The sequence below is a fragment of the uncultured Roseovarius sp. genome (assembly GCF_947259555.1).
Classification (GTDB): Bacteria; Pseudomonadota; Alphaproteobacteria; order Rhodobacterales; family Rhodobacteraceae; genus Roseovarius.
This window is the reverse complement of the sequence record NZ_CAMYMD010000001.1, coordinates 20,345-46,277: the sequence shown is the minus strand read 5'-3', so window position 1 is coordinate 46,277 and position 25,933 is coordinate 20,345. Positions and strand designations below refer to the sequence as shown.

At 63.1% G+C, this 25,933-nt stretch carries 24 protein-coding genes; 13 read left to right on the top strand and 11 right to left on the bottom strand.

Annotated features, from left to right (window positions below; translation table 11 throughout):
* The first annotated feature begins 27 nt into the window (after positions 1-27).
* Both Q0X85_RS00230 and Q0X85_RS00225 read left to right on the top strand, forming a co-directional pair.
* Positions 28-951, top strand: a complete 924-nt coding sequence (locus Q0X85_RS00230) for an MBL fold metallo-hydrolase (RefSeq protein ID WP_297767416.1) — start codon at positions 28-30, stop codon at positions 949-951.
* Positions 952-1,004: 53 nt separating this feature from the next.
* Positions 1,005-1,400, top strand: coding sequence for a metallopeptidase family protein (locus Q0X85_RS00225; protein ID WP_297767414.1), 396 nt, complete (start codon positions 1,005-1,007; stop codon positions 1,398-1,400).
* A 97-nt stretch (positions 1,401-1,497) separates the two neighbouring features.
* Here Q0X85_RS00225 and Q0X85_RS00220 read toward each other — a convergent pair whose 3' ends face one another.
* The gene (locus Q0X85_RS00220; RefSeq protein ID WP_297767411.1) at positions 1,498-2,307 is read right to left on the bottom strand and encodes a prolyl oligopeptidase family serine peptidase; all 810 of its coding nucleotides are present in this window, start codon (positions 2,305-2,307) and stop codon (positions 1,498-1,500) included.
* 184 nt (positions 2,308-2,491) lie between these two features.
* On the opposite strand from Q0X85_RS00220, the gene Q0X85_RS00215 reads away from it, so the two are divergent.
* On the top strand, positions 2,492-2,887 hold the full coding sequence (locus tag Q0X85_RS00215) for a hypothetical protein (protein WP_297767408.1): 396 nt from the start codon (positions 2,492-2,494) through the stop codon (positions 2,885-2,887).
* Positions 2,888-2,891: 4 nt separating this feature from the next.
* Complete coding sequence (locus Q0X85_RS00210) at positions 2,892-5,036, top strand: ATP-binding protein (protein ID WP_297767405.1); 2,145 nt, start codon at positions 2,892-2,894, stop codon at positions 5,034-5,036.
* A gap of 6 nt (positions 5,037-5,042) precedes the next feature.
* Here the strand turns inward: Q0X85_RS00210 and Q0X85_RS00205 are convergent, their stop codons facing one another.
* Positions 5,043-6,710: an NAD+ synthase gene (locus tag Q0X85_RS00205; protein ID WP_297767403.1), complete on the bottom strand. Its 1,668-nt coding sequence runs from the start codon at positions 6,708-6,710 to the stop codon at positions 5,043-5,045.
* Positions 6,711-6,862: 152 nt separating this feature from the next.
* Between Q0X85_RS00205 and Q0X85_RS00200 the strand changes: the two genes are divergently transcribed.
* Positions 6,863-8,275 (top strand): 2-isopropylmalate synthase, encoded by a 1,413-nt coding sequence (locus Q0X85_RS00200; protein WP_297767400.1) that lies wholly within the window; start codon positions 6,863-6,865, stop codon positions 8,273-8,275.
* Between the two features lie 14 nt (positions 8,276-8,289).
* Here the strand turns inward: Q0X85_RS00200 and Q0X85_RS00195 are convergent, their stop codons facing one another.
* Together Q0X85_RS00195 and Q0X85_RS00190 are read right to left on the bottom strand one after the other, a co-directional pair.
* Positions 8,290-9,819: a cryptochrome/photolyase family protein gene (locus Q0X85_RS00195; RefSeq protein ID WP_297767397.1), complete on the bottom strand. Its 1,530-nt coding sequence runs from the start codon at positions 9,817-9,819 to the stop codon at positions 8,290-8,292.
* Positions 9,813-10,478 carry an SDR family NAD(P)-dependent oxidoreductase gene (locus Q0X85_RS00190; RefSeq protein WP_297767396.1) on the bottom strand — a complete coding sequence of 222 codons (666 nt, stop codon included), beginning with the start codon at positions 10,476-10,478 and terminating at the stop codon, positions 9,813-9,815. The genes Q0X85_RS00195 and Q0X85_RS00190 overlap by 7 nt, the downstream gene beginning before the upstream one ends.
* 270 nt (positions 10,479-10,748) lie before the next feature.
* Between Q0X85_RS00190 and Q0X85_RS00185 the strand changes: the two genes are divergently transcribed.
* A complete protein-coding gene (locus Q0X85_RS00185) occupies positions 10,749-12,314 on the top strand; it encodes a 2-isopropylmalate synthase (RefSeq protein ID WP_297767394.1) in 1,566 nt (521 codons plus the stop codon).
* Between the two features lie 50 nt (positions 12,315-12,364).
* Here the strand turns inward: Q0X85_RS00185 and Q0X85_RS00180 are convergent, their stop codons facing one another.
* Together Q0X85_RS00180 and Q0X85_RS00175 are read right to left on the bottom strand one after the other, a co-directional pair.
* Positions 12,365-12,853, bottom strand: a complete 489-nt coding sequence (locus Q0X85_RS00180) for an anthrone oxygenase family protein (RefSeq protein ID WP_297767391.1) — start codon at positions 12,851-12,853, stop codon at positions 12,365-12,367.
* Positions 12,854-12,883: 30 nt separating this feature from the next.
* Positions 12,884-13,465 carry an NAD(P)H-dependent oxidoreductase gene (locus Q0X85_RS00175; protein WP_297767389.1) on the bottom strand — a complete coding sequence of 194 codons (582 nt, stop codon included), beginning with the start codon at positions 13,463-13,465 and terminating at the stop codon, positions 12,884-12,886.
* Between the two features lie 66 nt (positions 13,466-13,531).
* Between Q0X85_RS00175 and Q0X85_RS00170 the strand changes: the two genes are divergently transcribed.
* On the top strand, positions 13,532-14,116 hold the full coding sequence (locus tag Q0X85_RS00170; RefSeq protein ID WP_297767386.1) for a TetR/AcrR family transcriptional regulator: 585 nt from the start codon (positions 13,532-13,534) through the stop codon (positions 14,114-14,116).
* A gap of 24 nt (positions 14,117-14,140) precedes the next feature.
* Here the strand turns inward: Q0X85_RS00170 and Q0X85_RS00165 are convergent, their stop codons facing one another.
* Positions 14,141-16,024, bottom strand: a complete 1,884-nt coding sequence (locus tag Q0X85_RS00165) for an acyl-CoA synthetase (protein WP_297767384.1) — start codon at positions 16,022-16,024, stop codon at positions 14,141-14,143.
* 58 nt (positions 16,025-16,082) lie between these two features.
* Between Q0X85_RS00165 and Q0X85_RS00160 the strand changes: the two genes are divergently transcribed.
* The 6 genes from Q0X85_RS00160 to Q0X85_RS00135 all read left to right on the top strand — a co-directional run bounded on the left by Q0X85_RS00160 (position 16,083) and on the right by Q0X85_RS00135 (position 21,623).
* Positions 16,083-16,367, top strand: coding sequence for a hypothetical protein (locus Q0X85_RS00160; RefSeq protein WP_297767382.1), 285 nt, complete (start codon positions 16,083-16,085; stop codon positions 16,365-16,367).
* 55 nt (positions 16,368-16,422) lie between these two features.
* The gene (locus Q0X85_RS00155) at positions 16,423-16,911 is read left to right on the top strand and encodes a transcriptional repressor (protein WP_297767379.1); all 489 of its coding nucleotides are present in this window, start codon (positions 16,423-16,425) and stop codon (positions 16,909-16,911) included.
* The gene (locus tag Q0X85_RS00150) at positions 16,902-17,654 is read left to right on the top strand and encodes a metal ABC transporter ATP-binding protein (protein ID WP_297767376.1); all 753 of its coding nucleotides are present in this window, start codon (positions 16,902-16,904) and stop codon (positions 17,652-17,654) included. Before Q0X85_RS00155 ends, Q0X85_RS00150 begins: the two co-directional genes overlap by 10 nt.
* Positions 17,651-18,442: a metal ABC transporter permease gene (locus Q0X85_RS00145; RefSeq protein WP_297767374.1), complete on the top strand. Its 792-nt coding sequence runs from the start codon at positions 17,651-17,653 to the stop codon at positions 18,440-18,442. The genes Q0X85_RS00150 and Q0X85_RS00145 overlap by 4 nt, the downstream gene beginning before the upstream one ends.
* 105 nt (positions 18,443-18,547) lie before the next feature.
* On the top strand, positions 18,548-19,564 hold the full coding sequence (locus tag Q0X85_RS00140) for an extracellular solute-binding protein (protein ID WP_297767371.1): 1,017 nt from the start codon (positions 18,548-18,550) through the stop codon (positions 19,562-19,564).
* A gap of 94 nt (positions 19,565-19,658) precedes the next feature.
* On the top strand, positions 19,659-21,623 hold the full coding sequence (locus Q0X85_RS00135) for a cache domain-containing protein (RefSeq protein WP_297767368.1): 1,965 nt from the start codon (positions 19,659-19,661) through the stop codon (positions 21,621-21,623).
* Positions 21,624-21,804: 181 nt separating this feature from the next.
* On the opposite strand, the gene Q0X85_RS00130 is transcribed toward Q0X85_RS00135, so the two are convergent.
* The 4 genes from Q0X85_RS00130 to Q0X85_RS00115 are packed head-to-tail and all read right to left on the bottom strand — an operon-like array spanning position 21,805 to position 25,840.
* Positions 21,805-23,166, bottom strand: a complete 1,362-nt coding sequence (locus tag Q0X85_RS00130; RefSeq protein WP_297767365.1) for a sigma-54 dependent transcriptional regulator — start codon at positions 23,164-23,166, stop codon at positions 21,805-21,807.
* Positions 23,163-23,300: a hypothetical protein gene (locus Q0X85_RS00125; RefSeq protein ID WP_297767364.1), complete on the bottom strand. Its 138-nt coding sequence runs from the start codon at positions 23,298-23,300 to the stop codon at positions 23,163-23,165. The genes Q0X85_RS00130 and Q0X85_RS00125 overlap by 4 nt, the downstream gene beginning before the upstream one ends.
* Positions 23,301-23,303: 3 nt before the next feature.
* Positions 23,304-24,614 (bottom strand): c-type cytochrome, encoded by a 1,311-nt coding sequence (locus Q0X85_RS00120; protein ID WP_297767361.1) that lies wholly within the window; start codon positions 24,612-24,614, stop codon positions 23,304-23,306.
* A gap of 2 nt (positions 24,615-24,616) precedes the next feature.
* Positions 24,617-25,840 carry a formate dehydrogenase subunit gamma gene (locus Q0X85_RS00115; protein ID WP_297767466.1) on the bottom strand — a complete coding sequence of 408 codons (1,224 nt, stop codon included), beginning with the start codon at positions 25,838-25,840 and terminating at the stop codon, positions 24,617-24,619.
* Positions 25,841-25,933: the final 93 nt, after the last annotated feature.

Genomic DNA, 25,933 nt, shown 5'->3' with positions numbered 1-25,933 from the left:
CAGGAACACAGAAACAGGAGGTTTTTCATGTCCCGCACCACTCTCACCCGCCGCGCCGTTCTGGGCTCGGCCGCAGCCCTGCCGCTGGCCGGTGTCGCCGCCACATCCGCGCGCGCCACAGCGCCGATGATGGGCGCGGGCACCACGCGCTTCAACCGCGTGACGCTTGGCGATTTCGAGGTGACGACGCTTCTGGCCGCCACCACGCCCCGCCCCGACCCGCATTCGATCTTCGGCCTCAATGTGGACAAGGCAACCTTCGACGAGGCCTCCGCCGCGGCCAACATCCCCACCGATCAGGCGCAATTCTTCTTCACCCCGACGGTGGTGAATACCGGCAGCGAGCTAGTGTTGTTCGACACCGGGCTCAACCCCGAGGGGATCACTTCCGCGCTGGAGGCGGCAGGCTACACCCCCGATCAGATCGATGTGGTGGTGATCACGCATATGCATGGCGACCATATCGGCGGGCTGATGGGCGACGGTGGCGCGACCTTCGGCAATGCCCGCTATGTGACCGCGAGCACCGAATTCGACGCCTGGGCGGCGATGGACAACGGAACCTTTGATGCCAAGATGCGCCCGCTGGCCGAACAGACCGGGATGATCGGCGACGGGGCCAGCGTCGCCCCGGGCATCACCGCAATGGCCGCGCATGGCCACACGCCCGGCCACACGGCCTACATGATCGAGAGCGGCGGCAGCCAGCTTCTGATCGCGGCGGATTTCGCGAATCACTATGTCTGGTCGCTGGGCTATCCGGATTGGGAGGTGAAGTTCGACATGGACAAGGCCAAGGCCGCCGAAACTCGCCGCCGTCTGCTTGGCATGCTGGCCGCCGACAAGATCCCCTTTGTCGGCTATCACATGCCCTGGCCCGGCACAGGCTATGTCTCGGCCAGGGGCGACGGCTTCGTTTACGAGCCGACCAGCTATCAGCTGATGCTGTGACAGTTGGGCGGGGGCGGATTTACTTTCCCGCCCCCGCGCCCCATATCGCCGGGATGCATGACCCGGACCCCAGCCTCGAAGAGATCGACGACATGGCGCGGCGCGCCCTCGCGCAACTGCCCGAGGCGTTCCGCAGCGCCACGCGGGACGTGGCACTGATCGTGACGGACTGGCCACCCCAGCATATCCTGCAAGAGATGGAGATCGACGACCCGCTCGATCTGACCGGGCTTTACGAAGGCATCCCGCTCACCGAGAAATCCAGCTTCGACCAGCCGCTCGGCCCCGATACGGTCTGGCTCTTTCGCGCGCCTATCCTGGCGGAATGGAAGGGCCGGGGAAACGTGCGCATGTCCGATCTGGTGCGCCATGTGGTCGTGCATGAGTTTGCCCATCACCTCGGCTGGTCGGATGCCGATATCGCTTCGATCGACCGCTGGTGGGAATGAGGCATTCCCGTTTCGGATGGCTGACGCCATCCGACCCGCCGGGGGCGCGGCCCCCGGACCCCCGGAGTATTTGGTCCATAAAGGAATCGGGACCCGATCAGAGTTGCCCCGCCGTGTGCAGTCGCTCCCAGGCGAATTTGACATAGCTGCTGCGGAACGAATGCCCGCCAGGGTGCAGGCACAGCTCTAGGATCTCGCCGCGCGGATTGCGGCTGCTCTGGCATTCGAGGTCTCCCTCGGTCAGGTCGCCCGCCGGGCTGAAGCCCCCGATGCGTTCGTACATGTCCATGGACTCAGAGACCTTGCCCTGCCAGGTCTCTCTTATAGGTCGTCCGTCGAGCGGCACCGTGGGGTCGCTGCGCCCGTGGATATGAACGAGGCTCGCCGCCGGTGTCTCACAATCATCAGGCGGACCCTTCCAGAACGTGCCGGCAATTGCTGCAAAGCCCGCGAAGCGCTGTGGCATGGTGCAGGCAAGGTTCCAGACCATCATGCCCCCCGCCGAGAACCCGGTCGCCATGAGCCGTGCCGTATCAATGGAAAAACGATCTGCCGCATCCTTGATCACTGCCTCGACATAGGTGTACTCGACCGATCCGTCGGCCTCCATATGGCTGGGAGACGCCGGAATGACCCAATCGTCATCGGCGGATTTGAGCGCGATAAGCGCCAGGCCCATATCCGACACCACGCGCCGAAGGTTGCCATTGCGCATCACCGCCGCCGCCGATCCACGATAGCCATGGGCAAACACGACCGCACCGACCGGGACCTGTGATTGTCCGTCGGGCATGGCGATACGGTAATGCCGGTCTCCGATGCGACAATCGGTATCCGCGCCACATGCGGACGCGACACCCGCACCCAAGAGCACGCATACCGCGGCAATGACAGAAAGGTGTCTCATGTCCGGCTCCGTTTTTGTTCGGCCACAGCCTGCGCCCGGGACACGGGTGAATACAAGTCACAACAGCGTGGCGCCGGACAGCGGATCACGGCCTTGTGATCACCGAGGCGGCCGCCGCCAAGGGTTTGGTAACCCTTGTGGCATTGGATGGGCTGGAGCCCACGCTGAGAGGACATTGGCCGGTATGATACGCTTGGTATTTCTAGCGCTCCTGAGCCTGAGCATCTTCACCGGAACGGGTGCCGAGGCTCAATCACTGACAGAATTGCGAACCAGGTTGCAGGCCGCCTTGCAGCGCAGCCTCAGCCGTTCGATGCTCGGCGGCGCGCTGCCACATCTTGATCTTGAGACTGGTTCGCTCACCCGGTTTTACCCGACCGAGAACCATGAGGTGATCCTCAAGCTGGGCGATGTCTACGTGATGTGCGCGACGCTGGTGACAAAGGATGGTCGAGAGGCACCAGTGGACTATTACATCACGCATGGCGAAGGGCGCTTTGGCGTCATCCGCACCGAGATCGACAATCGCGCACCACTGCACGCGCTGATGGAATCGGGCCGCGCCGAACGGCTGGAATGACCAGATGGCACTGACCGATACCGCCGACCCGCGCACCCCGACGCTGGGCCTCTATCTCAAGCTTACGGCCGTGATGGTCCCCACATTCCTGCTCTTCGCCGGGACGGGTCTGGTCTGGCTCAGCGAGAAAAACCTTTTGCGCAGCGAAGAGGCAATGGCGATGCGGATCGGAAACGCGACCGCGCGGCTGGGCGGTGCGCTGGAACGGTTCAGTGACCTCAGCGATGGCCCCACCGATTGGTCCGCACCCTACGTGTACGACCTGATGCAAACGCTGCTCGGTGACCCGGCAATCAGATGCGTCGAGTTGGTTGACCCGAAAAGCCGCGAGCGGCTGGCCGTGGTGCCTCAGGGTCTTGGCTGCACCGGCGCACAGAGCGCCCTGTCGTTGCCATATGAGATATATTCGTGGCCGATCACAGAACTTGTCACGCGCTTCGACGAGCGCGAGATCGCCACGGTCAAACGCTATCAGCGGGATTTTCTGGTTCTTGTGCTGGCCGGCGGCATCCTGATCGCGACCGTGGCCAACTGGATCTCGTTTCGCGTGATCGTTGGCCGGCCGCTCAACCGCCTTATCTCACGGCTAGAGGAAACCCGCGAAATCGCGGTCAGCGCGAACGAGGCAAAATCTGACTTTCTGGCAAAGATGAGCCATGAAATCCGGACGCCTATGAATGGCATCATCGGCATGGCCGACATGCTCTCCGAGACCGATATCACCCCCGAGCAGGACTGCTATGTGAGCACGATCATGCGCTCTGGCGACGCGCTCCTCACGATCATCAACGATATTCTCGATTTCTCCAAGATCGAGGCGGGTAAACTCACCTTGTCGAACGAAGCCTTCCGCCTGCGCGAAATCATCGAGGACGTGACCCAGCTGCTTGCACCGCTGGCGGCGCGCAAGGGGCTGACATTCTATGCCGATGTGGCACCGAACCTGCCCGATATGATTCTTGGCGATGCCGGGCGGCTGCGCCAGATATTGATGAATATCGTCGGCAACGCGGTAAAGTTCACGATGCAGGGTCATGTCGCGATTCATGCAAGGCCGGGTGCCCACGAACAATTCCTCATTCGCGTCGTCGACAGTGGCCTGGGCATCTCCGAGGATCAGCACGACAAAGTCTTTCGCGCGTTCGAACAGGCCGACAATACAAACGCTCGCAGCTTTGGTGGGACGGGTCTCGGCCTCGCGGTGAGCCGCCAGCTGGTCTCGCTCATGGGGGGCTCGGTCGCGCTGCATTCGCAAGAGGGCCACGGCACCCGGTTCGACATAACCCTGCCGCTGGTGCCACAGGAACACGGCGGGCGCGGGTTGCGGGCGGAACCGCTGGCCCGGCCATCTCACCCGTCACCGGTGATCTGGCTGCTCGACCCGTGCCCGGACCGCCGCGCCGGCATTGCCGCACCGCTGACCCATCTTGGCGCGCGCGTGCTCGACGCGGCGGCACCGGATGCCTTGCCCGTCGGCCCCGACGCGGACCCACCGGACCTGATCCTGCGCGATATCGAAAGCCCCGAAACCGACCTGCCAGACGAGATTCCCCGAATTCTCATGTCCGACAGGGCCCATCCCGTCGGCGATCACGTCCGTGCGGTCTTGCGCAAGCCGCTGCGCGAACGGCAAATGCTGGATGCAATTCGCGCGGTTCTTGGCACCGGCAAGGCCGAGGCACCCACTGCGACAGACAGCACGGCGACCGGACGGACGGACAATTGGGCCATTGGTCTCAACATCCTCGCCGCCGATGACAACGCCACGAATCGCCTGCTTCTTGAGCGATATTTCTCCCGATCCGGGGCGCGGCTGCGGCTGGCGCACAGCGGCACGGACGCGGTCGCGCTCTACGGCGACGAGCCCGCCGACCTGGTCTTGATGGACGTCTCAATGCCGGGCATGGACGGCTATCAGGCCACCGGGCTCATTCGCACCCATGAGGCCGCTCATGACCTTGTGTCGGCGCATGTGGTCGCTGTCACCGCGAACGTTCTCGACCACCATCGCCGGGATGCGCAGCTGGCGGGGATGGACGGATTTCTCGGCAAGCCCCTGCGCAAGGCTGACCTGATCGCATATGTCGAACGCCTGCTCGCACGCGGCACGCCCTATACGACCTCTGAAAAGCGGCCTGCCGCCGAATAGCCCCGCTCAGTGCCCCCGCGCACCGTCGCGCCAGCGGTTGACGATCGGATACCGCCGATCCAGCCAGAACGCGCGCTTGCTGAGCCGTGTGCCAGGCGCGGCCTGAAACCGCTTGTATTCACTGACATAAAGCAGGTGTTCGACTTTCTCGGCATCCGCCGCATCATAGCCTGCCGCGACACAATCGGAAATCGAGCCGTCCTGATCCACAAGAATGTGCAGAATACCGTCCAGCACCGGGTAGTCGGGCAACGAGTCGCTGTCTTTCTGATCGGCGCGCAACTCCGCACTTGGCGGCTTGTCGATGACCCGCGTCGGGATGACCGTTCCAGCGGGCCCTTGCATCCAGCCGCGACGATGGGCGTTGCGCCAGCGGCAGATCTCGAAGACCCGCGTCTTGTACAGATCCTTGATCGGATTGTAGCCGCCCGCCATGTCGCCATAGATCGTGGCATAGCCCACGGCGACCTCCGATTTGTTGCCGGTGGTCAACAGCATCTCGCCGAATTTATTCGACAACGCCATCAGCAACAGACCGCGCAGCCGCGACTGGATATTTTCCTCTGTGAGGTCGGGCTCTGTGTCCTCAAAGAGCGGCGCAAGCGTCGCGGTGATCGCCGCGCGGCCCTCGGCAATCGGCACGAAATCGTACCGACAGCCAAGGTTCTCGGCCACGGCCCTCGCATCCTCCAGCGAGTCCTCCGAGGTGTATTCCGACGGCAGCATCACGCAACGGACATTCGCGGGCCCGAGCGCGTCCGCCGCGATCGTCGCGACGATCGCGCTATCCACCCCGCCGGACAACCCGAGCAGGACCTTGGAAAACCCCGCTTTGCGCAGGTAGTCGCGCAGCGACAGGACCATCGCGTGGTAATCCTGCTCCAAATCATCCGGCACCTGCGCCAACGCACCGGGCACGGCGCGCCAGCCCTCCGGCCCGCGCCCCAGATCGACATGCGCCACAACTTCTTCGAACATCGGCAGCTGCAACGCCAAACCACCGCCCGGATTGAGGACAAAAGAGCCGCCATCGAAGATCTGATCATCCTGCCCACCGACAAGATTGAGGTAAATCAACGGCAGACCGGTCTCGATCACGCGCGCCACCATCAGGTTCTGACGGGTATTCATCTTGTCGCGGTAATGCGGCGAGCCATTCGGCACCAGCAGCATCTCGGCCCCGGTCTCGGCCAGCGTCTCGGGCACGTCTTCGTGCCAGGCATCTTCACAGATCGGGCTGCCGATGCGCACACCGCTCACGGTATAGGGTCCTGCAACCGGGCCGCTCTCATAGAGACGAACCTCGTCAAACACGGTTTCATTCGGCAGGTGGTGCTTCAACACACAGGCCCGCACCGTGCCGCCTTGCAGCACGTAATAGGCATTGTAGAGCCCGGCGCCCTCCAGCGCGGGGCCCCCTATGGCGAGCGCGGGTCCGTCCGCACAATCGCGCGCCAGCGCCTCGATCTCGGCAATTGCAGCTTGATGAAACGCAGGTTTCATCACCAGATCCTGCGGATTGTAGCCGGTGATGAACATCTCGGGCAGCGCTACCATGTCGGCGCCGGCCTCACGCCCCTCGGTCCACGCGGCGCGCGCCGCGCGCGCATTGCCCGCCAGATCGCCCACCGTCGGGTTCAGCTGCGCCAGCGTCAGGCGAAACCTGTCAACCATGCCGTTGCCCCTTGCAATTCCACGCGCCTGATGTAGCAGATCGCCGCCGGAGGGAAAGCCGATTTGGCCAAAACCCGTTGTCAGTCTTTGTCCCGTCCTCTAGATTTGCGCAGACTCCGCACAATCTGGCGGCATCGGGCATCGGGGCAGATATGAAATTTTCGCTGACAAGATCCACTTTTCTGATCGCCGCTCTTGGCTGCGCCTCCCTTGCTGCGGCGCAGGACGGGGAGGTCGAGACCAAGCAATACGACGATGGCGGCATCTATGAGGGCACGTTCAAGGACGGGCTGCAACATGGGACCGGCACCTATACGCTGCCCAACGGATACGAGTATTCCGGCGAATGGGTCGAGGGCGAAATCAAGGGTCGCGGCGTGGCGCGCTTTCCCAACGGCTCCGTCTATGAAGGCGAGTTTGCCCGCGGCAAACCCAATGGCATCGGCAAGATCGTGTTCACCGATGGCGGCACCTATGAAGGTGAATGGAATGACGGCAAGATCACCGGTCAGGGCGTCGCCATTTACGCCAACGGGGTGCGGTACGAGGGCGGCTTCCTCAACGCGATGCACCACGGGCGCGGCCGCATGGAGAGCCCCGGCGGCTATGTCTACGAGGGGGATTGGGTGAATGGCGTCAAGGAGGGCATGGCGACGATCACCTATCCGGACGGTGCCATCTACGAAGGCGAAGTCGCGCGTGGCGCGCGCGAGGGTCAGGGCAAGCTGACCATGCCCGACGGCCTGATCTACGAAGGCACGTGGCAAGCCGGCGAGATCGACGGCGAGGGCAAGCTGATCCAACCCAACGGCGATATCTACGAGGGGGATCTGGTTGCCGGGCGCCGCGAGGGAACGGGCCGCGTGACCTATGAAAATGGCGACGTCTACGAGGGCGAGTTCAAAGATGACCGCCGCCACGGCGAGGGCAAGTTTACCGGAACCGATGGCTATGTTTACGAAGGCGATTGGGTCGCGGGCAAGATCTCGGGCGAGGGGCGCGTGACATACCCCGATGGCTCGGTCTACGAAGGCGAATTTCGCGACGATCTGGCCAATGGCGAGGGGCGCATCACCTATCCGGACGGCTCGACCTATGAGGGCGAATGGGTGGGGGGCGTCATCGAGGGATCAGGCCGCGCAACTTATCCCAACGGACTGGTTTACGAGGGCGAATTCGAGAACGCGCGCAATCATGGCCAGGGCGTGATGACCTATCCCGATGGTTATCGCTATGAAGGCGAATGGCAGAATGGTCAGCGTCACGGGCAGGGCACCGCCACCTATCCCGACGGCACGATCTATGTGGGCGAATTCGCCGAAGGTCAGCGTCACGGGCAAGGCAAGATCACCATGCCCGACGGATTCGTCTACGAGGGCGAATGGCGCGACGGCGAAATCTCGGGTCAGGGCGTGGCCACCTACACCAATGGCGATGTCTACGAGGGGACGTTCCGCGCGGGCAAACGTCAAGGCGAGGGCACGATGCGCTACGCCAGCGGCCAAGAAGCCAGCGGAACATGGGAAGACGGCGCGCTGACCGAAAACACGACCCGGACCGAGTGATCAGGCATCAGGAGTCAAACCGGGCGGCCCGCGTCGAGATCGTCAAGCACCTGCGCGGCCCCCTCCAGCACCGCCGCGCGGCGCGTCTCGTCCATCTTGTCCCATGTGCGATAGACCGGCCCCATGCGCGGATTGCGCCCGAACCGGTCGCGGTGACGGATCAGGAAATCCCAGTAAAGCAGATTGAAGGGACACGCCCCCTCGCCCGTCTTCTGCTTCACCGAATAGCCGCAGGACGCGCAGTAATCCGACATCTTTGCGATGTAATTGCCCGATGAGATATAGGGCTTGGAGGCGATGATGCCGCCATCGGCGAACTGGCTCATCCCGATCACGTTGGGGGCTTCGACCCACTCGAACGCATCGGCATAGACGGCCAGATACCACTCATGCACCTGGCCCGGGTCAATGCCCGCCAGCAGCGCGAAATTGCCCGTCACCATCAGCCGCTGGATATGGTGCGCGTAAGCCTCTTCCTTCGTCTGATCAACGGCTTGCGCGACGCAGTTCATCCTTGTCTCGCCGCTCCAATAAAACCAGGGCAAATCACGGGTCTGGCCCAGCGTGTTGCGCGCCGTATAGCCCGGCCCCTCGCGGAAATAGATCCCGCGCATGTATTCGCGCCAGCCGATCACCTGCCGGATATAGCCCTCGGCGGCATTGATCGGCACGCGTCCTGCTTGCCATTCCTCAACCACACGGTGGCAGATATCCACAGCATTGAGCAATCCGATGTTCAAATACATTGAAATGACCGAGTGATGTACAAACCGGTCATCCTGTAGCATCGCATCCTGATAATCGCCGAACCCCGCCAGCAGGTTTTTGGCGAAATGATCGAGTCCGCGCTTGGCCTGCGCCGAGGTCACCCCGAACCAGAACGGGCGCAGATCCCCGAAATTATCACCAAAGCGCGCCTCGACCAGATCGAGCACCTCCTCGGTGACTGCATCCGGGGTGAACCGCATCGGGCGGGCGCGCAGCATGCCGGGTTTCGCCGGTTTGCGATTGTCGTGGTCATAGTTCCACTTGCCGCCCGCCGGTGTGTCGCCCTCCATCATCAGACCCGTCTTGCGTCGCATCTCGCGGTAGAAATACTCCATCCGCAGTTCCTTGCGGCCCTCGGCCCATCGGTCGAACTCGTCAAGGCTGCAAATGAAGCGATCGTCGGGCAGTTGCGTCAGGGTCAGCGGGGCGTTCTCAAGCGCCTCGATCAGCCGCCATTCGCCGGGTTGCGTGGCGATCATCTCCGACGTGCCATGCTCTTGCCCGCGGCGCATCAACTCGCCGACGATGCTCTTGCTGGCCTCGGGATCATCCAGCCGAGTATAGGCGACCTGCCAGCCATCCTCGCGCAATTCGTGCGCGAAATGGCGCATGGCCGACAGGATCAACGCGATTTTCTTGGGGTGATGGGGGACATATGTGCCCTCCTCCATCACCTCAGCCATGACCACGATATCGCGGGACTTGTCGGCCTCGCGCAGCGCCGCCAATCCGTGGCTCAGCTGATCGCCCAGCACGAGGACAAGACGCCCTACCATGGCACCTGCGCGCCCTGCCAGTCAAAGAATTGCCCGCTATCCTCGACCGTCAAATCGTCGATCACCGACAGCAGGTTCTGCGCCGCCTCTTCGGGCGGCACCGACGGATGTCGACCGAGGTATTTCTCGGTAAAGGGCGTCTGCACGGTGCCGGGATGCAGTGCGACGCAAATCGCCTCGCGGTGGCTGCGGCCCAGCTCTATAGCCCCGGTGTGGATCATCTGGTTGAGCGCCGCCTTGGCGGTGCGATAGCTGTACCAGCCGCCAAAGCCGTTATCCCCGATCGAGCCGACCCGCGCCGAGAGGGCCGCGAACACGCAACGCCCGTCACGCGGCAAGAGCCGCACGGCGTGTTTCAAAACCAGTGACGGCCCGACGCAATTCAGCGCGAACTGATCCATCATCGCCTCGGGCGTCACCTGCTTGAGCGCCTTTTCGGGCCGCGCGCCGTCGATCTCCAACGCGCCGGTCGCCACGAGGATCAGGTCATAGGACCCGTCAAGCCGCCCCAACGCCGTCTCAACGGAGGATTCGTCGGTCACGTCGAGCCCGTCTGCGCTGCGCGACAGGGCGGTGACCGCCGCGCCGCGCGCGCTCAACGCCTCGGAGACGGCCCGCCCGATGCCACCAGAGGCCCCTATGATCAATGCTTCATTCATGATCGCAGAGCTAGCCGGCTGCACAGCCGCTTCAAGCCCGATCCGCCCGCGCCGCAAAATTTCGGGGTTTTCATCGGCGGGCGCCGCTCTTATAGTTTTCGCCATGTTGATGCAGAACCATATCGCCCGCCTGCCCCGCGCCCCTCGGCGCGGCCTCCGGGCTGTTCTGCTAGGCCTAAGCCGCCTCTGAGCGTGCCGTCATGGCGCGACCGCTCAGAGGATGTGCCGTTTTCGCGCCCCAGGCTTAGGATTCATTGAAAGAGACCCGACATGACAGATCAAACCAAAGATAAAGTGGTGATCTTTGACACCACCCTCCGCGATGGCGAACAGTCGCCCGGCGCGACCATGACCCACGCCGAAAAGCTCGAAATCGCGTCGATGCTCGACGAAATGGGCGTCGATATCATCGAGGCGGGCTTTCCCGTCGCCTCTGAGGGAGATTTTCGCGCCGTCAGCGAGATCGCCAAACAGTCCAAGGATGCCACGATCTGCGGCCTTGCCCGTGCCAACCTCAAGGACATTGACCGTTGCTGGGACGCGGTGAAACACGCGAATTCCCCGCGCATCCATACCTTCATCGGCACCTCGCCGCTGCACCGCGCCATCCCGAATCTCGACATGGACCAGATGGCCGAGCGCATCCAAGAGACGGTGACCCATGCGCGCAACCTGTGTGACAACGTGCAATGGTCGCCGATGGATGCCACACGCACCGAATGGGACTATCTCAAGCGCGTCGTCGAAATCGCGATCAAGGCGGGCGCCACCACGATCAACATCCCCGATACCGTGGGCTATACCGCCCCGGTCGAGAGCGCCGATCTGATCCGCCGCCTGATCAACGACGTGCCGGGCGCGGATGAGATCGTCTTTGCCACCCATTGCCACAACGACCTTGGCATGGCCACGGCCAACGCCCTCGCCGCCGTCGCAGGCGGCGCGCGGCAGATCGAGTGCACGATCAATGGCTTGGGCGAGCGCGCTGGCAATACCGCCCTCGAAGAGGTGGTGATGGCGCTCAAGGTCCGCGGCGACATCATGCCCTACGAGACCGGTATCGACACCCGCAAGATCATGAACATCTCGCGCCGGGTGGCGGCCGTGTCGGGCTTTGCCGTGCAATACAACAAGGCCATCGTCGGCAAGAACGCCTTTGCGCACGAGTCGGGCATCCATCAGGACGGCATGCTCAAGAACGCCGAAACATTCGAGATCATGCGCCCCGAGGATGTGGGCCTTGCCGCCACCAATATCGTCATGGGCAAGCATTCGGGCCGGGCAGCACTTCGCTCCAAGCTGCATGACCTTGGCTATGATCTTGCCGACAATCAGTTGGGCGACGTATTCGTGCGGTTCAAGGAACTCGCCGACCGCAAGAAAGAGGTCTATGACGAGGACCTGATCGCATTGGTTAATGCCGGTCTCGACGATGAAAGCGATCGCCTTCAGATCAAGCACTTGCAGGTGATCTGCGGCACCGACGGGCCGCAAAAGGCAACGCTCACCATGGTGATCGACGGCGCGGAGCAATCGACCGAGGCCACCGGCGACGGCCCGGTGGATGCCACCTTCAACGCGGTCAAGGCGCTCTTTCCGCATGAGGCGCGGCTGCAACTTTATCAGGTGGCCGCCGTGACCGAGGGCACCGACGCGCAGGCCACCGTGTCCGTGCGGATGGAGGAAGAGGGCCGCATCGTGACCGGGCAATCCGCCGATACCGACACCGTCGTGGCCAGCGCCCGCGCCTATGTCCACGCGCTCAACCGGCTGCTCGTCCAGCGCGAAAAGACCGGGGCGGACAAGCGCGAAGTCAGCTACAAGGACGTCTCCTGACGCCAGTCAATCGCGCCCCCGCCGGCCGTAGCGCGGCGGGGGCGCACACCTCAGACGAGGAGCGTGGTGCCCACCACAAACGCCCCCGCTGCAAGGACCGAGGCCGCCGTGCGCAGGTGGTTGAACATCGTCCACCGCCGCACGTAATGCCGCCAATAGATCAGCGTATCCGGCGCATCGGTCATCATCATATCCAGCCGCTTGTTCATCGGTACATTGCCCAGCATCGTCACCAGCACGGTACCGATCACATAGAGCGCGGCCCCCGCGACGATCCAGACCATCGCCGCCCCCTCGACACGGGCAAGCGCGTAGAGCCCAAGGGCCACTGCCACCGGGGCCAGCCCCAAGAGGGCCACAAGGAAAGCCGAGCCATAAACCTCGCGATTGATTACCTGCATCGCCTTGATCCCGGCCACGCCCCGCGCCAGCCCGAGCGCACGCATCACGAAATCGGAAAAGGCGAGAAACACCCCCGCCACCAACGCCATGGCGAGCGCGGTGCCACCAAAGACGATCAGTTCCACTAGATTTGTCATATCGTTGTCTCCTGTTCCAGTATTGGGGTCTCAGGCCGCCGTGCGGCCCATGTCACGCGCGCGCTCGATCCAGCGGGTGCGTTTGGTCGCGTCCGACAGCTTGACCGAGCCGAACTGCACGACCTTGCGCGGCCTGATCCCACAAAATTTAAGCACCTGATTGCGGATCACCCGACGCGGCGGCTTGAGATAGAGAAGCGTGTCGATCAGCGTCGGCGTGTCCGAGGTGAGGATCGCATCCGCCGTGCGGCCGGTCAGTAATTTGTCCCAGCCCATGCCACGCCGGTGATACTTAAAGCCGAAGCCCGAGGTCAGCGCGCGGTCGAGCACCGCTTTGGCCCGCGCGGGCATCGCCCCCCACCAATAGGGATGCACGATCAGCAGGTGATCGGCCCAGGCGATGTTCTCCTGCCATTCCGCGAGGTCAGGCTCCAGTGCGGGCATGTCCGGGCCATAGCCCTCGAAATGCGGATCGAAGCGCATGGCGTTGAGATCCATGCGCCGGATTGTGGCCCCGGCCTCAGACGCTCCGGCCTCATAGGCATCGGCGAGTGCGGAACAGAATGAGGTGGCGCGAGGATGGGCCACCCAGATGAATACCTTGCGGGTCATGTCGATTCTCCATTGACTTTACATTGTGTAAATTGACACTGTGTAAATAAGCGAAAGGTTTACTCTATGTCAAGCGAAAATCTCACAACCCGCGACCGTATTCTCAACGCCGCCTGGACCCTGCTGGAATCAAACCCTGGTGTCGCCGCGCGCATGTCGGATATCGCCAAGGCTGCAGGCGTCAGCCGTCAGGCACTCTACCTGCATTTTCCGAATCGGACGGAACTGTTCATTGCCGTGACACGGCATCAGGATGCGGTCTTCGGCGTGCAGAACATGCTTGCGGAGAGCCGCGCCGCAGAAACCGGCGAGGCGCGGTTGCAGGCGTTCATCACCGCCTGGGGCAATTACATTCCGCGCATTTTCGGCGTCGCCAAGACCCTGCTGGTCATGAGCGAGACCGATACCGATGCGGCAAAGGCGTGGAATGAGCGCATGGCCGACATGCGCGAGGGCTGTGCCGCTGCGGTAGCGGCTCTGGCGCGGGACGGGGCATTGGTCATGGATGAGCGCGAGGCGACCGACCTCTTATGGACGGTGCTTTCGATCCCGACATGGGAGCATCTCACGCGGCTCTGCGGCTGGCCGCAGGAGCTTTACATGTCGGAGATTACCCGCCTCGCACGGCTCGGGCTTTGCGGGCGGGCCTGAGTATCATCCGGGGTGCGGTCGGATTTACTCCGCCCATTCCCAAGGCCGCACGAATTGCCCGAGCACGTGACCGATGGCCTCTTCATCCGCCTCGCCGGTGCGGCTGACCTGTGCGACCAGACCACGTTTCTTGTCATCCACCACCGAGGTCACCTGCGCGGCAATACCCGCCTCATCGAGCGCGGCATTGTAGATGCGGGTGATCGCATGCTTGCGCAGCTCGGGCTTGAAGACCTTGCCGACGGCGGTCTTGGGCAATTCGTCCAGCACCTCGACATATTTCGGGATCGCCGCGCGCTCATGCACATGGACCTTGCAATGCTCCAACAGGTCCGCGCCGGTCGCCGTGCCGCCCTCGACCAGTTCGACATAGGCGCAGGGCATTTCGCCCGAATAGATATCGGGCTGCCCGATCGCCCCGGCCATGGCCACGTCGTGATGCGCCATAAGCGCCTCCTCGATATCCGCCGGGTCGATATTGTGCCCGCCCCGGATGATCAGATCCTTGGCACGGCCGGTGATCCACAGATAGCCATCACCGTCGATCCGCCCCAGATCACCGGTGCGCAGGTAGGTTTCGTGGTGATAGAGGTCGGCATTCTTGGCGGCCTCGGTATAGGTGTTGCCGGCAAAGACACCGGGGTTGGAAATGCAGATTTCGCCCACCTCGTCGGTGTCACATTCCACCGGCTGCCCGTCCACCACCTTGTAGATGCGCACATCCGTATAGGGAAAAGGCACCCCGACAGAGCCCACTTTCTTCTGCCCCTCGGGCGGGTTGGCCGACACAAGGCAGGTCGCCTCGGTCAGCCCGTAGCCCTCGATCACGGTCATACCGGTGGCACTCTCGAACCGGGTAAACAGCTCCATCGGCATCGGCGCAGAGCCGGAAAACGCGTTCTTGACGGTGCTGAGATCGGCATCGACCTTGCGTTGCATCAGCGCCGAGACGGCGGTCGGCACGGTTATCACGAAACTGATCTTCCAGCGTTCGCAGAGCTTCCAGAAATTGTCGAACACGCCCTCGCCGCGATATCCCGCGGGCGTGGGAAAGACCACATGCGCGCCGGATTTGATGCAGGCCATCAGGATCACGTGGCAGGCAAAGACATGAAACAGCGGCAGCGGGCACATCACGTTGTCGTCCTCGGTGAAGAGCAGCGTGTGACCGATCCAGCCATTATAGATCATGCCCGAATACTTATGCTGCGCGACCTTGGGCATCCCCGTGGTGCCGCCGGTATGGAAATAGGCGGCAACCCGGTCGCCGGCGCTATCGGCGAAAGTCAGGGTCTTGCTCTGCCCCGCCATCGCCTTGTTGAAATCCAGCACATCGGCATGGTGTCCGGTCGGGTTCTTGGGGCGCACCAGCGGCACGATCCAGCTTTTCGGCGGGGTCAGATAGCGGTTGAGGTCAATCTCGTAGACCGTGTGCACATCGGGCGCGTGGCGCACTGCCTCGGCGGTCTTTTGCGCGATGTCGGTCTTCGGGAACGCCTTGAGCGTGACCACCACCTTGGCCCCGGTCTCACGCAGGATGGCGCCGATCTGTTCGGGCTCCAGCAGCGGGTTGACCGGGTTAACGATCCCGGCGGTCGCCCCGCCGATGGTGGCCACAGCCGTTTCCAGACAATTCGGCAGGACCAGCGCGATGACATCGTCCTCGGCAAGTTTCAGGCTGCGGAACAGATTGGCCGCCTGACAGCATTGATCGTGAAACTGCTGCCATGTCAGGGTCTGCGCCTTGTCGGTGGCCCCCGATAGCAACTGATAGCTGAGCGCCGGACGATCCGGAAAGGCGCGCGCGGTTTCACTGAGCATCTTGTAAAGCGTCGCCGGTCTGTCACGCGCCTCCCAAGGCATCTCGTTCTGAATGTCGAGCGCATCCTGCCGCGATGTGAAAGCCATCGGTCTGTCCTCCCTTAATGCCCCGCCTCTCCCGCGCGGGTCTCCGTTGCGCGACAGAATGTGCGGGATTGAGAGGCGGCGCAAGTTTTACGCTGCGTTTTCGGCAGGCTCGGATCCGGTTTCAGCCCTGCGAGCCAAGACACTCGATCAGCGCGCGTGTCATGCGATGCGGCACCTCCGAATAGAGCGCGGGGCCGGGATCTGCGGCATCCCCGAGGGCGGTGGCCCCTGCGGCGGCGATAACGAAACGGGTTTCGAAATACTGATGCTCGGCGTTGCAATGTATCAGATCAACATCAACATCTCCCTTCTATGTGATATCATCACAGAACACGGAGCTTGATAATTGTAATTCTATAACATATTAACCCCGAAATCAGCCGAAGCGGAGACCCGGCATGGATACGATCGGATTCGAACAGCATGACCATAAAAACTGCGTCAAGGGTGCGCTCTCGGCGGTTGAGGCGCATTGCGCCGCGCACAAGCTGCAATTCACCGCAGTGCGCCGCCGCGTTCTGGAAATCTTGCTGAGCGAGCATCGCGCCATGGGCGCTTATGAAATCCTCGACGTGCTGCGCGACGAAGGTCTGGGATCGCAGCCCCCCGTCGCCTACCGCGCCCTGGATTTCCTCGTCAGCCACCGGTTCGCGCACAAGGTTGAGCGGCTCAATGCCTTCATCGCGTGCACCCATCCGGGCGAAACGCATACCCCCGCCTTCCTCATTTGCCGCAGCTGCGATGCCGTCGCCGAGGCCCATGCCGAACCCTCCAAGGGCATGTTGGGCCGGGTCGCATCCGAAACCGGGTTTTTCATCGAACAGGCGGTGGTCGAGGCGATCGGCCTGTGCCCACAATGCCGCAAAGGCGCATTGCCATGCCCCTGATCGAGACCCGCGGCCTGACTATCGGGTTTGGCCGCTCGACCGTTCTGCACGATGTCAACATGTCGCTGGAGCGCGGCGAGATCGTCACCATTGTCGGACCCAACGGATCCGGCAAATCGACCCTCTTGCGCGCGATCATAGGCGCGCTGCGTCCAACAGGTGGCCGGATCATCCGCGCGCCGGGGCTGCGGATCGGCTATGTCCCGCAAAAACTGCATATCGACCCGACCCTGCCGCTGACCGTCACACGCTTTCTTGGCCTGCCGCGCCGCCACCCGGCGGCGGATCTGCGTGCCGCGCTCGAACAGGCGGGGCTGCCCGATTTGCCCGATCGTCAGATGGCCGATCTCTCGGGGGGGCAGTTTCAGAGAGTACTGCTCGCACGCGCCCTTCTGGAGAAACCCGACCTGCTGATTCTCGATGAGGCGACGCAAGGTCTCGATCAACCCGGCTCCGCCGCCTTTTACCGCCGGATCGAGGAGGTCCGACAGGAGATGGGCTGTGCCGTCCTGATGGTCAGCCACGAGCTACACGTGGTGATGAGCGCCAGTGACCGTGTGATCTGCCTGAATGGCCATGTCTGTTGCGAAGGTCGGCCCGAGGTGGTGGCCCAAGCCGAAGAATATCGCGCCATCTTTGGCACCGGCACGCAAGGCGCGCTCGCCCTCTATCGGCATGACCACGACCATGGGCACGATCACGACGGGCACGACCATCCCCATAGCCACGAGGCCGCTGAATGATCCTGGATGATTTTCTCGTCCGCGCGGCGCTTGCGGGGCTTGGCGTGGCTGTCGCCGCCGCACCTTTGGGCAGCTTTGTGGTCTGGCGCCGCATGGCCTATTTCGGCGATGCAACGGCGCATGCCGCGATGCTCGGCGTGGCAATCGCGCTGGCCTTTTCCATGTCGGTCTTTGCAGGCGCGCTCGCGATGTCGCTGATCATGGCCACCACCGTCTCAACCCTGTCGGGACGCGGGTTTGCCATGGACACGTTGCTTGGCGTTCTGGCGCATTCCGCGCTGGCCTTCGGCCTTGTTGCCGTATCGCTCCTGTCGGGGGTGCGCATCGACCTGATGGCCTATCTTTTCGGCGATATCCTGGCTGTGAGCCGTAGCGATCTGGCGGTGATCTGGGGCGGTGCCGCGCTGGTTCTGGGGTTGCTCACATGGCGTTGGCAGGCGCTTCTCACCTCGACGCTCAGCCCCGATCTGGCCTACTCGGCCGGGATCGACCCAAGGCGCGAGCAACTGGTGCTCACACTCGCGCTGGCTGTCGTCGTCGCGGTGGCGATCAAGGTTGTCGGCGTCCTGCTTATCGCCGCGATGCTGATTGTCCCCGCCGCCGCTGCGCGCCCGCTCGCCACGACGCCGGAACGCATGGCGGTCACGGCAACCCTTCTAGCCGCCGCCGCGGCACTCGGGGGGTTGTACCTGTCGTTCCGCCTCGACACCCCGACCGGGCCAACCATCGTCTGCGTCGCGGCGTTGATCTTTGCGGCGACCGCGCTCGTGGGCGGTGTCAGGCGTTAACGCCAAGGCATCTGACTGAAACAGTCAGAAAACTCTATTGACTCTTTCAGTCAGAAATACGACCCATATCCGAGAAATTCACTCGGATACTCGAAAGGACACAGGATGCACCCGATCAAAGCCGCACTGAGCGTGACCGCCCTCGTGGCAATGGCCGCACCGGCACTGGCCCAGGAGGTCAACCTTTATTCCAGCCGTCACTACGACTCTGACGCTGCGCTCTACGCGGCCTTTACCGAAGAGACCGGCATCACCATCAACCGCATCGAGGCCAAGGCCGACGAGCTGATCGCGCGCATGGAAGCCGAAGGCGCCAACAGCCCGGCGGATGTGTTCATGACCGTCGATGTGGGCCGGATCGCCCGCGCCGAGGATGCCGGGCTCTTGCAGCCGTTCTCGTCCGATCTGATCGAGGCCAACGTGCCGCCGCATCTGCGCCATCCCGACAATCTCTGGACCGGCCTGTCGCAGCGCTCGCGGATCATCTTCTATTCCAAGGACCGTGTCGACAATCCGCCCCGGACGTATGAAGATCTGGCCGATCCGCAATACGAGGGTCAGGTCTGCATCCGGTCCTCCACAAATATCTACAACCAATCGCTCGTCGCCTCGATGATCGAGGTGCACGGCGCCGAGGCGACCGAGGACTGGGCGCAAGGCATCGTCGACAACATGGCCCGTGCGCCTCAGGGCGGTGACACCGATCAGCTGCGCGGCATCGTGTCCGGGGAATGCGATATCGCGGTCGCCAATACCTATTACTTCGCACGCGGACTGTCGGGCGAGGTCGACGGTCTGACCAGCGGGATCGACGGCATCGGCTGGGTCTGGCCCAACCAGGGCGGCCGTGGCGCGCATGTCAACCTCGTCGCAGCGGGCATCGCGGCCAATGCCCCCAACAAGGACGAGGCGCATACGCTGCTCGAGTTCCTCGCCAGCGAAACGGCACAGGCGCAATTCGCCAATGCCAACAACGAATATCCGGTCCTCGCAGGGGTGCCGATGAACGACGCGCTGGCCAAGATGGGAATCTTCATTCCCGACAGCACGACGCCGACATCGTCCTTCAAAGAGCACGCCGCAGCGGCGCAGACGATCTTCAACACGGTCGGCTGGGATTGATTGCGCGCGCGGCGGCTCAGCCCCGTCGCGCCGAATTGCACAGGACCATTGAATGTCCTAATGTCGGGCTCGTATCACGGGACCCGACATTTTCATGACATCCGTCCGGCTGCGACTGCTGATCCTTGCCCTGCTGCCGCTCGTGGTGTTGATGCCGCTGCTTCTGCTGGTGGCGATCAACCGCTGGTCCGCCAATTATGACAGCCTGCTGATCACCAATGTCGAGAGCGACCTGCGGATTGCCGATCAGTATCTGCAACGCATTCTCTCGACCACCGGCTCGGATGTCACAAGCCTCGCCCGCTCGCAAAAGCTGAGCGAGATGGCCCAGGACACCCCCGAGGATTTGCCCGATTTCCTGGACAAGAGCCGCCGCACGCTCGGCCTCGATTTTCTTTACTACCTGCCCATGCAGGCGGCGCGCGCCCGGGGCGCCGAGTGGCCGGTGATCGGGGTCGCCGCGCAGGGCCGCCCGGCCACCGAGATTGATATTTTCTCGCATAGTGATCTGAGCGGGCTGCCCGGCACCGGCGCGGATCTGGCAGAGCGCGCGCGCCTGCCACTGGTCTCCACCCGCGCGGCAGTCCCCACCCATCGCGATACCGAGGATCGTGGCATGGTCGTGCACACCGCGACACCTCTGGCCACACCGGGCCGCGAGGGCGTTCTGGTCGGAGGCATCCTGCTCAACCGGAATCTGGATTTCATCGACACGATCAACGCGCTTGTCTATCAGGACACCGGTGCGCCCGGTGACCGGCAGGGCACCGCAACGCTGTTTCTCGAAGATGTGCGCATCTCGACCAATGTGCGCCTCTTCGAAGGCGAGCGCGCCCTTGGCACACGTGTGTCGGCGGCGGTACGCGGCGCGGTGCTGGACGAGGGCCGCACCTGGCTGGACAGCGCCTTTGTGGTCAACGACTGGTACATCTCGGCCTATCAACCTCTCATCGACAGTTTCGGCGAGAGGGTGGGCATGCTCTATGTCGGATTTCTCCAGGCGCCGTTCGATGCTGCAAAACGCAACGCATATCTGCTCGTGCTGGCCGCCTTCCTGTTGGTGCTTGGGGTCAGCTCTCCGCTATTCCTGCGACTGGCGCGCACCATCTTCGCGCCGCTCGAACGGATGACGCAGACCATGGAACGGGTCGAGGCCGGCCATCTCGATGCGCGCATCGGGCCGGTGGCGGCGCGTGACGAGATCGGCACCGTGGCGGCCCATCTCGACAGCCTGCTCGATCAGGTGCAGGAACGCGACCGCGCCCTGCGTGCATGGAACGACGCCCTGAACACCCGTGTCGAAGAGCGCACGGCAGAATTGCGCGAGGCCAACGCCAAGCTCGAAAGCACCTATCAGCAATTGGTGATGTCCGAAAAACTCGCCTCCATCGGCGAGATCACGGCAGGTGTTGCACATGAGATCAACAATCCGGCGGCGGTGATCCAGGGCAATCTCGACGTGATCCGCCATACGCTCGGGCCGCGCGCAGCACCTGTCATGACCGAGATCGAGCTGATCGACCGGCAGGTCGGGCGGATCAGCGCCATCGTCTCGAAACTGCTGCAATTCGCCCGGCCCTCGGATTTCGGCACGTTCGAAGAAGATGTCGACATCGCGACAGTCCTGAAAGACTGCCTTGTGCTGGTCGATCACGTGATTTCGAAGGCCGAATTACAAGTCACGATCGATACCGCCCCGGATACGCCCCCGGTGCGCATCAATCCCGGCGAATTGCAGCAGGTGATCATCAATCTGCTCACCAATGCCGTGCAGGCGGTGCAGAAACGCGGCCAGCTCGTCATTGCCACCCGCCCCGCGCAGCACTCTGGCCGCGCAGGCGCCGCTCTCATTGTGGCCGATAGCGGGCCGGGCATTGCGCCGGAAAAGCTGAGCGCGGTGTTCGATCCGTTCTACACGACCAAACAAGGCGAGGGCACAGGGCTCGGCCTGTCGGTCAGCCAGACGCTCATTCGTCAGGCGGGCGGTTTGATAACCGTCCGCAACCGCGATGAAGGTGGCGCTGAATTTACCGTGTGGCTGCCCGCTCAAGAGAACTGAGCAAAGGCGGATTGGCCTGTCGCTGCCCCTTGGGTCAGCCGCGCATGGCCGACGCGCGTGGTGGCGATCCAACACCGGTTCTGGGGCACTTTATGCTAGCCAGATCGCCGTGGCGGGCTTCGCCCTCGTTTCCGCGCGACTGCTTCGATCATAGGTCCGCTCCGGGCCAACCTCGCCCCTATCATATCCCCCAGGCCGCGCATTTGCGATCCACCGTCTTGCGCGCGACACCAAGTCTGCGCGCCGCCTCTGCCCGGTTGCCACCACAGGCATCAAGCACCGCCATGATGTGCCGCTGTTCAACCAATTCAAGCGTCTCGATCGCAGGCTGGCCCGTCACCCGCCCCGTGCCCTCGAATTCCTCGGGAAAAGCCCCCAGAATGACGGACCGCTCAATCAGATTGCGCAACTCGCGCACATTGCCGGGCCAGTCGTAGCGGCTGAGTTTGAGCAGAACCTCTTCGTTCAATTCCAGCGCGGGCATGCCGAGGGCACGGGAAAACTCGCTCATGAACAACGCCGCAAGCTCGACAATATCTTCGTTGCGCTCGCTAAGCCCGGGCATCTCGACATTCACGATATTGATCCGGTGATAAAGGTCAGCCCTGAAGCGGCCCGCGCGCACGGCCTCCTGCAGATCGGCATTAGTGGCGAACAGGAACCGCAGATTAAGAGGGATCTCGCGCTCCGATCCAAGCGGTCTGATCCGTTTGTCCTCCAGCACCCTCAACAACGCGGCTTGCACGTGCTCTGGCAATTGCGCGACCTCATCGAGCAGCAGCGTGCCACCATCGGCATGCATCAACAGCCCGTCCTTGCGCGCACGCCCGCCCTCAACGACGCCAAACAGCTCTTCGGCAATCCGGTCCTCGGAAATGGCGGCACAATTGACCGCGACAAACGGCTTTTCAGCCCGGCTTGACAGCCCGTGCAACGTCCGTGCCGCGATCTCCTTGCCGCTGCCGCTCGCCCCCGTGAACAGGACCGAGGTCGGCATCGGGGCGAGCTTGGCCAACATGTCGCGCACCGCCTGTATGGCCGGAGAATTACCCAGAAGCCGCCCGCGCGCGGCCTGCCCACCCTCGGACAATTCGTGACGTAGCAGGTAATTTTCCCGCGCCAGATATTTCCGGTCCAGCGCCCGCGCCACGGCATTCAGGATCTGGTTGGCGCGAAACGGTTTGAGCACGAAATCGGTGACGCCTGCGCGCAGCGCCTGAATGGCCGTATCCAGATCGGCATAGGCCGTGATCAGGATCGTATCGGCAAAAAGCCCGACCCGACGCTGCTCGCTGAGCCAATCAAGCCCGGTCTTGTCGGGCATGATATTATCAAGGATCAGAAGATCAAAATGCACCTGATCGAGGATTTCACTCGCCTCACCGCAAGAGCGCGCCTGTTCCACCCGTTTGCACCGGGCCCCAAGCGTCTTGATCAGAAAATTCCGCATCCCCGGCTCATCGTCGATGATGAGCACGGCGGCGCGCGACAGGTTCTCACCATAGTCATCGCGGGTCTCGTCGGGCGCGGGCCTGGCCGTCATTCAGCCGGGTCACCCAACCGGACAGCATCGCCCGCGCGCTTGGCCTCGGAAGTGTAGCCCAACTCGTGCAGCACCGTGGGTGCGGCGGCGGTGATAATCCCGCAGGCCACGAAGGCCACAATCATCACTTTCATCTCTCAGTTCCCTTCTGTTGCAGTGGCCCGGCGCAGGTAGTCTATCATATCCTGCCGGTCGTCGGGGGCCGTGATCCGTTGCATCGGCATCTTGGAGCCGGGGATGTAGTGATCCGGCCCAAGGTCGAACAGCGCGTCTATGGTCTGTTCACTCCAGACGATATCGGCACCGTCCAGCGTGTCGGAATAGGCATAGCCGGGCAACGTTCCGGCGCGACGTCCGAAGATCCCGTGCAATGTCGGCCCCGCCTTGCGCGAGGGCGGCGGCGTCAGCGCGTGGCAGATCGAGCATTTGCGCATGAATTGCCGCTCGCCGTTTTCCATCTCGTCCGCCGGACGCAGAAAGCTGTGCTCAACAGCACCCGCCGGGTCATAGTCGTCCAGCAGGTCCACCGGCCAGCCATAGATCACCTCGCTCAGGCCACCGGCGTAGATCATCCCACCATCGGGCGAGAATTCGAGCGCCCAGACCGGGCCGCGCGCCATCGCCTGGAAATCCCGTGCGATGTTCCAGTCTTCGGTGTCGATCACCATGATATAGCCGTGCCCGTCGCCGGCCGCCAATTGCGCTGTCTCTGCGTGATACGCGAGCGACAGGACCGGGCGGCGGTCGAGCGTGAAATCGGCAATCTCGCGCCCCGTTGCCGGGTCCACGACCCGCGTCGCACCATCGACCGCGCCATAGGCCAGCCACGTATCCCCCGGCCCCAGCACGATGCGGTTGATGCCAAAACCCTGATTGAGCAATTCGCGCGGCGGCGCGCCCGCCTCGCGCCACTGCCATTCGCGCAGGGTGCCATCGGCGGAAGAGGAATAGAGCAGGCGGCCATCCTCACTGAACGCCACGTCGGTGACCGCCGCATCATGCCCCTTGAGAAACCACGCCTCGCCCCCTGCCACCGGCCAGAGGCCGATGGAGCCGTCCCAACTGGCCGAGGCGATCCACGCGCCATCGGGCGAGACATCGAGTGCGGCGATCTTGCCCTGATGCCCCTCAAGTCGCTGGCCTTCGCCGGTAGTCCGATCCCAGACAATGACCGTGAAATCATCGCCACCGCTGACGACGCGATCTTCGTCCAAAGGCTCCACCGTCACGACCGCCGCCGCGTGCCCCTCGAACCAGCGCGGCGCGCGGCCCTGCCAGAGGCCCACCGAATTGTCGAAACTGGCGGACACCACCTGACCGCTGCCCGGCAAGACGCTCAGCCCCATCACAGGCCCGCCATGCCCCTTGAGCGTGGTGAACTCCTGCGCCGCCAGCGGGGAGACCCCCGCCAGCCCCATGAGCCAGAGACCGAGCACCAGCGCGCGCATGGCTATTCCGCGGGCGTGCCGGCCTTGGTGCGATTTGGGCCGGGGTCGGGCGCGTGGCCCTTCTCCTGCAACTCCTCGAGCCACAAACCGTGGTGCTCACGTGCCCATTGTTCCTCGACCTCGCCAGAGCCCATGGCATCGAACGCGCCCTCCATCCCGACAGAGCCGATATAGATATGCGCGAGGATGATCGCCGTCAGCACAAATGCCATGATCGAATGCCACAGCGTCGCCAGCTGCATTTCCTCATGCGGGGCAAGCATCTCGGGCAGTACACCGAAACCCACGGCCTGCGGCAGGCCGGTGTCGTTGAGAATGGCGAAGGTCTTGGCGAACATCGGCAACTCGAACGGGAACAGCAGCGACAGGCCCGAGGCCGAGATCGACGCCCCAAACACGATGGTCGCCCAGAAGATCATCTTCTGCCCGGCGTTGAATTTCTTGGCGGGCGGATGCACGCCCTTGGTGAAGATGCCCCCGCCGACAGCGAGCCATTTCAGGTCGGTTCGGTTGGGAATGTTGTGCAGAACCCACATGAAGAACACCATCACGAGGCCCAGCATGAAGGCCCAGGAAATGTTGTTATGCACCCATTTCGACCCCACGGCGATGGTCGAGAACGCCTCATGCCCCAGAAGCGGGATAACCACCATCCGACCGAAAAGCACCACAAGCCCGGTGATCGCCAGCACCACGAACGAGCCCGCCATCAGCCAATGGCCAAACCGCTCGACGGCCTGAAACCGGGTGACCGTGCGGCCGGTCTTTTCACCGTCGATGCGAATACGGCCCCGGATCAGGAGAAAGAGCGCCAGCAGCGCAATCGTGCCGCCCAGGAGATAAGCCCCATAAGTGGCGAGCGGTCCTTGGCGAAACGCCAGCCAGGACATGCCGCCATCCTGAATGAGCACGCGCGCCTCGGGCCCGCCCGACGACACCTTGACGTCATCAAGACCATAACGCAAAGCGCGCCAGACCTCGGAATCGGACGCCCCACCAAGCGACCCCAACTGCCCGGCCATGCCCGCGGCATCATCGCCGCCCGTGGCATTGCGGCGAAAGCTGTCATCGACCGGCTCACCGCGCTGACGGGCGAGAATATCTTCAAGCGTCTGCGCTCCGCCGGTGGCCGAGCGGTCTGGGCCGGACGGGGCGGGCGTGTCCTGTGCCGCAGCGGGCAGGGCGAGCAGGAGACATAGAGCCATGCTGAGTAAAGCGCGCATCATATCCTCGATCATTGTATAAGGCTCCGATTTCCTTCAAGGAAATCGGATCGGAAACTTTTAAAGTTTCCGATGCCGGGCCCCCGTGGAGCACCC